This window comes from Delftia sp. ASV31 (assembly GCF_016428765.1).
Taxonomy (GTDB): Bacteria; Pseudomonadota; Gammaproteobacteria; order Burkholderiales; family Burkholderiaceae_C; genus Comamonas; species Comamonas acidovorans.
The window spans coordinates 42,485-52,206 of record NZ_JAELTK010000040.1; the positions used below are offsets into that span (position 1 = coordinate 42,485).

Genomic DNA, 9,722 nt, shown 5'->3' on the forward strand with positions numbered 1-9,722 from the left:
CATGGAACACAGCACATTACAGGGCAGGTTCCAGGCCCGGTTCTTCTGGACCGTACTCGCGCTGCTGGCGCTGGCGGTGTTCCCGCTGGTGGCTCCGGCGCTGGGGCTGGACTTCTACATCTCCTTCGTGCGCCGCGTACTGATCTACGCGCTGGCCGCCACCAGCCTGAACCTCATCCTGGGCTATGGCGGCATGGTGGCGCTGGGGCATGCGGCCTTCTTCGGTGCGGGGGCCTATGCGGTGGGCATTCTGGCGATGAACGGCGTGACCTCGGCCCTGGTGGCCTGGCCGGCCGCCGCGCTGCTGGCCGGGCTGCTGGCCGCCGCCACGGGCGCCGTGTCGCTGCGCACGCGCGGCGTGTACTTCATCATGATCACGCTGGCCTTTGCGCAGATGCTGTTCTACATCTTCATCTCCCTGCGCCAGTACGGCGGCGAGGACGGGCTCAACCTGCCCGGCCATTCCGTTCTGCCCGGGCTGGACCTGGGCCACGATGTCTCCTTCTATTACGTGGTGCTGGCGCTGTTCGCGGTGCTGATGGCGGTGTTCGGGCGGCTGGTGGATTCGCGCTTCGGCAAGGCGCTGCAGGGCGTGCGCGAGAACGAGTCGCGCATGGAGTCGCTGGGCTACCCGGTCTACCGCATCAAGCTGGCAGCCTTTGTACTCAGCGGCGCCGTGGCCGGGCTGGCGGGCGCGCTGCTGGCCAACCACAACCTGTTCATCTCCCCCAGCCTCATGCACTGGACCCAGTCGGCCAACCTGCTGATCATGGTGCTGGTGGGGGGCGTGGGCCTGCGCTGGGGCGGCGTGGCCGGCGCCGTCGTCATGCTGACGCTGGAGGAAGTGCTGCGCATGTGGACCGAGTACTGGCACCTGCCGCTGGGCCTGCTGCTGCTGTGCGTGGTGTTCGGTGCGCCGCGCGGCCTGATGGGCCTGTGGCCCGCACGCGGGAGGCAGGCATGAGCGGCGCGGCCACACCTATCTCCATTCCCACTCCAGCCCTGGAGGCCAAGGGCCTGGTGCGCCGCTTTGGCGCGCTGCTGGCCACCGACCATGTCTCGCTGTCGCTGGCGCCTGGCGAGATCCATGCGCTGATCGGCCCCAATGGAGCGGGCAAGTCCACGCTCATCCATCTGCTGTCCGGCACGCTGGCGGCCGATGCGGGCACACTGGTGCTGGCGGGGCGCGATGTGAGCGCGCTCAACGCCCACCAGCGCGTGGCGGCGGGGCTGTCGCGGTCTTTCCAGATCACCAACATCTTCAAGCAGTCCAGCGTGCTGGACAACCTGGTGCTGGCCGTGCAGGCGCATGCGGGCAGCAGCTTCAGCTTCTGGCGCCCGCGCGCGGCCGAGACCGCGCTCTACGAGCAGGCCCGCGAGCTGGCGCGCGAATGCGCCATTGATGCCAGCCTGCTGCAGCGCCCCGCAGGCACGCTGCCGCATGGCGAGCAGCGCAAGCTGGAGTTTGCGCTGGCCCTGGCCGCGCGCCCCGGCGTGCTGCTGCTGGACGAACCCATGGCCGGCATGGGGCCTGATGAAACACTGCGCCTGACCGAGCTGATCGAATCCCTGCGCGGCCGTGCCGCCATGCTGCTGGTGGAGCACGACATGCAGGCCGTGTTCCGCCTGGCCGACCGCATCTCCGTGCTGGTCTACGGCCGCATCATCGCCACCGGCACGCCCGACGAGATACGTGGCAACGCCGACGTGCGCCAGGCCTACCTGGGCGACGAAGAAGTGAAGGAGGGCGCGTGATGCTCGAAATGCAAGCCGTGCAAAGCGGCTACGGACCCAGCCAGGTGCTGTTCGGCGTGGACCTCCGCATCGAGGCAGGCCAGGTCGTCACCCTGCTGGGCCGCAACGGCATGGGCAAGACCACGCTGCTTCGCACGCTGCTGGGCCAGCTACCCCTGCGCGCCGGCCGGATGGTGTTTGCCGGGCAGGACATCGCCGGCTGGGCCACCGACCGCATCGCCCGCGCCGGCGTGGCCATCGTGCCCGAAGGCCGCCAGTGCTTTCCCAATCTCACGGTGCGCGAGCACCTGACGGCCTTTGTGGCCCAGCGCAATTCGGGCAGCCCCGGCGCGGCCGAGCCCTGGACGCCCGAGCGCGTGTTCGCGCTGTTTCCCCGCCTGCGCGAGCGCGCCTCCAACATGGGCAACCAGCTGTCAGGCGGCGAGCAGCAAATGCTGGCCATAGGCCGCGCCCTGGTCACCAACCCGCGCCTGCTCATCCTGGACGAAGCTACCGAGGGCCTGGCCCCCCGCATCCGCGAAGAGATCTGGTCCTGCCTGGCCCAGCTGCGTGCTGCCGGCCAGACCATCCTGGTCATCGACAAATACGTGGAGCGCCTGCTGGGCCTGGCCGACCGCCACCTCATCCTGGAGCGCGGCAAGGTCGTGTGGAGCGGAGACTCGGCTGCGCTGGATGGGGACAGAGCGCTGTGGGAACGGTATTTGGGAGTGTGAGCACGCGCAATGCATTCGCAGTTCAAGGCGAAATTCAAGGCGCGATGGAGGGATGAATGGCATTGAAGATCAATGGGTGGCATGCCATTCAAATACATGCCTGTATCCAAGATGGGCAATTGCTTACATTTACAGGATGTATCTGGCCCTGCATTTGATTGCCCTATGGCCATCGGCTTGTCTATGATCCCCGCTCACCAAGAGCAGGGAGGCCGCCCGCAGGGCGGCGCGCACTATGACACGCCGAGTCACCATACACACGCCATTGGGCGAGCAGCTGCATTTCCGTGAATTGCGCGGCCAGGAAAACATCAGCCAGCTCTTCAGCCTCGATGTGGAAATGCTCAGCGAAAGCGAAAGCATCGATCCCAAGGCCCTATTGGGCAAAAACGCCACCATAGAAATAGAAACCCAGGGCGGCGGCAGGCGCTTCATTGACGGCATCGTCACCCGCTTTGGCATGCAGGGCCAGGACCACCGCCACTATGCCTACAAGGCCCGCCTGAGCCCCTGGCTGTGGCTGGCCACGCGCAAGAGCGACTTTCGCATCTTCCAGAACCAGACCGTGCCCGACATCATCGAGCAGGTATTGGGCGTCTATGGCCATCCCCTGCAAAAGAAACTCACGCGCGCCTATCGCAGCTGGGACTACTGCGTTCAATACAACGAAAGCGATTGCGACTTTGTCTCGCGATTGATGGAGCACGAAGGCATTTACTACTTCTTCGAGCATGCCTCAGGCCAGCACACCCTGGTGCTGTGCGACGACATCATTGCCTCGCACGGCGCATTGCCAGGCGGCGAATCCATTCCCTTCTATCCCCCCGAAAAAGCCGCTGCCGGAGACCAGGAAAACATCCACGCCTGGCAGCTGGAGCAGGAAATCAAATCGGGCCGCCATTACAGCGACGACTACGACTTCAAGAAACCCCGGGCCGACCTCACCCACCTGCGGCGCGACCCACCGGGCCACGCCCATGACGGCCACGAAATCTACGAATGGCCGGGCGGCTACACCCAGTTGAGCGACGGTGAGGACTACATCCGCGTGCGCCTGAAGGAAAGCCTCACGGGCCAAAGCCGGGTGCGGGGCCAGTCCTGCCACAGGGCGCTGGCCACGGGCTACACCTTCAGCCTCTACAACTACCCGCGCGGCGACCAGAACCAGCAGTACCTGATCACGGGCCTGAGCTACCACTTGAAGGAGAATCCCCGCGTCAGTGCCGTGGCCCCGGGCGCCAAGGGCAGCGCCGCGGAGGACGGCTCCTTCCAGCGCTACGAGCTGCAGGCCCAGCCCACGAGTCTTGCCTACACGCCCGCGCGCACCACGCCCAAGCCGCGCACCACGGGCCCGCAGACCGCCGTCGTCGTGGGCCCGGCCGGAGAAGAAATCTGGACCGACGAATACGGCCGCATCAAGGTGCAGTTTCACTGGGACCGGCTGGGCGGCATGAACGAGAACTCCAGCTGCTGGATCCGCGTGGCCACGAACTGGGCAGGCCCGGGCTTCGGGGCCATCTCCATTCCGCGCATAGGGCATGAAGTCGTCGTCGACTTCCTCAATGGCGACCCGGACTACCCGCTGGTCACGGGCTGTGTCTACAACGCGGCCAACATGCCGCCCTGGGCGCTGCCGGCCAACGCCACGCAATCGGGCATCAAGACCAGATCGAGCAAGGGCGGTGCCGCAGGCGCGGGCCTGAAGAACGGCCCGGGCGACGCCAACGCCATCCGCTTCGAGGACAAGGCGGGCGCCGAACAGCTGTGGCTGCACGCGCAAAAGGACCAGCTCACCGAAGTCGAGAACGACGAAGACAAATGGGTGGGCAACGACCGGCGCAAGACCATCGATCGGGACGAGACCAACGTCATCCACCGCGACCGAACGGAGACCGTGGACCGCGACGAAACCATCACCGTGCACAACAACCGCACGGAGCGGGTGGACCACAACGAGAAGATCAGCATCGGCGACAACCGCAACGAGGATGTCGGCATCGACGAGAACATCTCCATCGGCAAGAACCGCAGCAAGACCGTTGGCAAGACCGAGACCGACAAGATAGGCCAGAACTGGCACGTCACGGTGGGCCTGCTCAAGACCCAGACCATAGGCATGGCCTACATGCAGAACGTGGGTGTGATGAAGATGATGAACATCGGCGTCAACTACATGGAGAACATCGGCGTGGCCATGCAGACCACGGTCGGCATGAGCCAGAACCTCACTGTGGGGCAGGAGCGCCAGGTCAAGGTCGGCAGCAAGCAAAGCACGGAAGTGGGCTCGCAGTACTCGCTGACCGTGGGCGGTGGTGGTGGCGCGGGAGGCGGAGGCGGAGGCGGAGGCGGAGGCGGTGGCGGCATGGCCATGAACATCACGTCGCCCGGTGGCGGTGGGGGCGGCGGCAGCGGTGGGGGCGGTGGAGGCGGAGGTGGCAAGGCCTCCCAGCTCACCATGGATGGGCAAAGCATTGAGCTCAACGCCGCCAAGATCCGGCTCGAGGCCCAGCAGGAAATCCTGCTGACCTGCGGCAAAAGCACCATACGCATCACGCCCGGCGACATCCAGATCCTCTCGCCCACGGACCGGCTCAACTGCTGAGGCCCGCATATCCTGCAGCCCCTGCATTCCCCGCATCCGCCGTCCCGTTCTCTCTCACCTCTCCAGGAGCAGCCTCGCATGAGTGGCAAACCCGCAGCCCGCATCACCGACAGCGTCGTCAAGGGCAAGATCGTCACCGGCTCGCTCACCGTGCTCATCGGCAGCCAGGGCGGCCTGGCCTGCTCCGTCTGCCCGGGCGGCATCACCGTCAGCTCCCCCGTCAACCCACAACTGGGCGCCAAGGTCCTGCTGGGCGCACAAGACCTGGACTTTGCCCTGCCCTCGGCCGCGCTGCCTGTGGCCTGGCAGCGCCAGTACAGCAGCTACGTCAACCCCGAGCACGGCGCGGCCTGCGGCCTGCTGGGCCATGGCTGGCACCTGCTGCAGGAGCTCAGCATCCGCCTGCAGGACGAGGTCACCTTGCTGCTGGATGCCAGCGGCCGCGTCATCACCTTCGACCAGCCCCTGGTGCCGGGCGGCCAGCTGCACAGTGCCAGCGAAGACATCTGGCTGCTGCGCGGCGGCAGCCCGGAGCCGGAAGGCGGCACAGCGCCTTGGGCGGCGAACCCACGCTGGAGCCATGTGGAACAGGCACTGGTGCGCAACCCCGAAGCCATCCTTGCGGTCAGCGGCGATGGCGACACGCTCTGGGGCTTTGGCCCTGCGCCCGGTGAACCTGTCGCCGGTCCCTGGCGCCTCATGGCCCAGATCGACCGCTTCGGACGCCGCCAGCTCTACCACTACAGCGACGGCACCACGCCCGAAGCCGGCCACAGTGCGAGCAAGGACCCCATCCCCGCAGGCCGCCTGGTCTCGCTGAGCGACGGCACAGGCCGGCGCTACCGGCTGCTGCACCAGCGCATCCATGGCGGCAGGGATGCGCTGGGTTTGTGGGGCGCCGACGACGGCTGGCGGGTCACAGGCGTGGACCTCACACAGGACCCGTTGAACCCCCTGTCCACCCCCATCGCCCTCGTGCGCTACGGCTACAGCAGCGCAGGCGACCTCATCACCGTCCACGACCGCGCAGGCCAGCTCGTGCGCGAATTCGAATGGGACCACCACCGCATCAGCGCCCACCGCCATGCCAGCGGACCCTGGCACAGCTACCGCTACGAGAGCGCCCAGCCCGGTGCCCGCGTCATCGAGCACAGCAACCAGGAAGGGCTCAGCTACCGCTTCGACTACCTGGCCCAACCCCCGGGCCCGGACGGCCAGCCACGCGCCGCCACCCGCGTCAGCGACAGCCTGGATCGCATCGAGATCTACTACTTCGAAGGCGCAGCGGGCCTGTCGCGCCTCATCGCCCACCACAAGGCCGATGGCAGCCGCTGGCTGCAAAGCTACGACAGCTTTGGCCGGCTGGCCTCGCGCACCGACCCGCTGGGGCGCAGCGTCCACCTCAGGCGTGATGGCCAGGGCCGGCTCATCGGCGTGCAGCTGCCCGACGGGCGCAGCACCCAGCAGGAACACGACGAAGCCACCGGCCGCCTTCTGCAAAGCACTGACACCGCAGGGGCCACCACCGGCTACGAATACGACAGCTGGGGCCGTCTCATCCAGATCACCCAGGCCGATGGCAGCACCGAGCGCTACCACTACCCCGACCCCCAGGAAGCGCCGCTCACCTGCGACAGCCCCCGGCGCATCGAAGACGCCCAGGGCGGCAGCAAACAGCTGGCCTGGAGCGACGCGGGCCAACTGCTCAGCTACACCGACTGCTCGGGCCACAGCACGCACTACCACTACGACCGCTGGGGCGCGCTCATCGAAGTGGACAACGCCCTGGGCCAGCGCCAACGCCACCAGCGCGACGGCCAGGGGCGCATCGTGGCCAGCGAACTGCCCAACGGCCAGATCGAGCGCTACCACTACGACAGCGCAGGCCACCTCACGCGCATCGATCCGGCCCAGCCTGCGGGCACCTCCAGCGACACCCAGACCGCCGACTCCAGCATCCACCTGCGCTACGACCTCTGGGGCAGGCTGGTCCAGCGAACACATGGCGGCCTCACCCTGGCCTTCGAATACGACAGCGCCGGCCGCCTCCTGCGCCTCGTCAACGAGAACGGAGCGCAAAGCCGCTTTGCCTGGGACGCGCTGGACCGGCTCGTGCAGGAAGAAGGGTTTGACCAACGGCTGCAGCGCTACCGCTGGGACGCGGCAGGCCAGCTCATGGAAGCCACGGACGGCAACGCCGCACAGCAAAGCAGCAGCTACTACCGCTGGGATGAAGGCGGCAGATTGGTCGAACGCCAGCTGCCTGCCACGCCCCATGCGCCCGCACAAACCCACCGCTACGAATGGGATGCGGCCGGGCGCCTCACGGCGGCCAGCGTCTGGCAGCACACCGGCGAGAACACCGCAGAGAACACCATCCAACGGCAAAGCCGCATAGCACTGGAGCGCGACGCCCTTGGCCGCATCACCGCAGAAGTGCAGCAGCTGTACCGCCCAGGCAAGGACGGGAGCGCAGAGCAGATCGAATACGAACACCGCATCGCCCACACCCTGGACCCCCTGGGCGCACGCCAGCACAGCCAGCTGCAAGGCCTGGGGGATATCGCCTGGCTCACCTACGGCTCAGGCCATGTACACGGACTGCAGCTCAACGGAGCCAGCCTCATCGACTTCGAACGCGACAACCTGCACCGCGAAGTCCGCCGCAGCCTGCACCCACCCACCCCTGCAGCAGACGCACACAACCCCCTGCAGGTGCAACGCCAATGGGACAGCCTGGGCCGCCTCACGGCCCTGGGCACCACGGGCCTGCAAAGCACGGAAGGCCGTGATCACCTGGTCCAGCCCCTCATCGGCCAGATTCTCGGCCGCCGCTACCACTACGACAGCCTGGGCCAGCTCGTTGCCATCGAACAGGCCGGCGCCCCGGGCCAGGCCGCGCAACTGCTGCGCTACGGCTACGACAGCGCCGGGCGCCTCAGAGCGGCCACCGACAGCCAGCAACCCCAGACCACCACCCGCTGGCAGATCGACCCCGCAGGCAACCGCCTGCCAGCACCCGGTGCACCCGGCGCACCGGGCCAGACGAACACCCAGGACAACTGGGCTGCCCAGGTCCACGCCCACTGGCGGCACACAGACTTCAACCTCATGGGCCTGGGCCACCTCGCAGGCCAGCGGCAAGGCACCGTGCAGCGCTGGGAAGACAACCGCATCGGCTTCACTGAGGACCGCGTCTGGCGCTACGACCCCTGCGGCAACCGCATCGCGCAAATGCAGGCAGACCACAGCCAGCAGCAACTGCACTACGACGGAGCCCACCAGCTCATCGCCGTGCGCAGCAGCCAGATCCAGGGCAACGCGGAGCAGTTGCGCCACCACAGCCGCTACACCTACGACGCCCTGGGCAGGCGCCTGAAGCAGCAAGTGGAAAGCGCAGACCCCGCAGAATCCACCCGCACCCACTACTACGGCTGGGACGGCGACCGCCTCATCCACACCGAACGCCTGCAGCACGGCAGCGACACGCGCCACATAGAACACACCATCTACGAACCGGGCAGCTTCACGCCCCTGGTGCGCCTGAGCACCACGGCCAGCGGCGACCCGCAGAGCGAGCCCCACCTGCTGGTGCAAGCCATCACCGCAGGCCTGCCCGACCAGGACGACCCCAACCACACGCCGGCCCTGGCCCTGATGCAAACCATGCTCAGCGCCATGCCGCGCGACATGCAGCAAGACGCCGCCCGCCACCTGCGCCACACCCTGGAGCACGGCCTGCCACCCGGCGCCCAGGCCATGCTGGGTGAACAGGCCGAAAGCACCGCCCGCCTGCTCAGCGGCATGCAGGCAAAGCTGCAGGCACAGGAAAAAGAACAGCACGCCCGCATCGCCATCCACCACTACCACTGCGACCATCTGGGCACGCCCATGGCCCTGACGGACCAGACCGGCCAGGTGGCCTGGGCCGCAAAGCTGGATCCCTGGGGCAATGTGCTGCAGGAGTACAACCCGCAAGGCATCCACCAGGCGATCCGGCTGCCGGGGCAGCACCATGACAGGGAAACGGGGCTGTATTACAACCGGCATCGGTATTACGATCCGGTGGTGGGGAGTTATATCAACCAGGATCCGATTGGTTTGGCAGGTGGTGTAAATAAAATTTTGTACTCAGAGTCTTCTCCAACATCAAAAATTGATCCCACAGGATTGAATACAGTCGCTATAGGGGCAGGAGTCGGGGCTTCTGTTGGTGGACCAATAGGTGCAGTAGTGGGGGCTGCGATTGGTGTCGCGGTTCTGGGGGTTCTTTGGATGGCATCCAGGCCAAGTTCAAATACGACTTCTGTATCAAAAACGGCAAGTGAATTATCTATTGCACACAATAATGCAGCCCAGATAGGTGATCGCTCATCGTATCAAGGGTACGGAGGGAATTGCACGCCAGATGATCATGACAAACTTGACGATGAAAAGAAAGATGCATGCGATAAATCAAAAGGTCTTACGTGCGGAAAAAATGAAATTGATTATGGGAAGGCGGATAAGATCAAGAAATGTATTGATGCTCGAATAAACATTGCAAGAAAATGCTTTAATGGTGGTGATAAAGGGCATAATCTGTCTCTTATACACATCTAAAAGAGGGGGGGGGGGGGGGGGGGGGGGGGGGGGGGGGGGGGGGGGGGGGG

At 66.0% G+C, this 9,722-nt stretch carries 5 protein-coding genes; all 5 read left to right on the forward strand.

From position 1 onward, the window contains the following. The first annotated feature begins 1 nt into the window (after position 1). The 5 genes from JHD82_RS15795 (at position 2) to JHD82_RS15815 (ending at position 9,672) form a co-directional block, all read left to right on the forward strand. On the forward strand, positions 2-964 hold the full coding sequence (locus tag JHD82_RS15795; protein ID WP_012206285.1) for a branched-chain amino acid ABC transporter permease: 963 nt from the start codon (positions 2-4) through the stop codon (positions 962-964). Beyond that, positions 961-1,755 carry an ABC transporter ATP-binding protein gene (locus JHD82_RS15800; RefSeq protein ID WP_013801789.1) on the forward strand — a complete coding sequence of 265 codons (795 nt, stop codon included), beginning with the start codon at positions 961-963 and terminating at the stop codon, positions 1,753-1,755. The genes JHD82_RS15795 and JHD82_RS15800 overlap by 4 nt, the downstream gene beginning before the upstream one ends. Then, positions 1,755-2,468 carry an ABC transporter ATP-binding protein gene (locus JHD82_RS15805; RefSeq protein ID WP_199137356.1) on the forward strand — a complete coding sequence of 238 codons (714 nt, stop codon included), beginning with the start codon at positions 1,755-1,757 and terminating at the stop codon, positions 2,466-2,468. Before JHD82_RS15800 ends, JHD82_RS15805 begins: the two co-directional genes overlap by 1 nt. 235 nt (positions 2,469-2,703) lie before the next feature. Further along, complete coding sequence (gene tssI / locus JHD82_RS15810) at positions 2,704-5,070, forward strand: type VI secretion system tip protein TssI/VgrG (protein WP_199137357.1); 2,367 nt, start codon at positions 2,704-2,706, stop codon at positions 5,068-5,070. Between the two features lie 78 nt (positions 5,071-5,148). Next, on the forward strand, positions 5,149-9,672 hold the full coding sequence (locus JHD82_RS15815; RefSeq protein WP_199137358.1) for an RHS repeat-associated core domain-containing protein: 4,524 nt from the start codon (positions 5,149-5,151) through the stop codon (positions 9,670-9,672). Positions 9,673-9,722 lie beyond the last annotated feature (50 nt).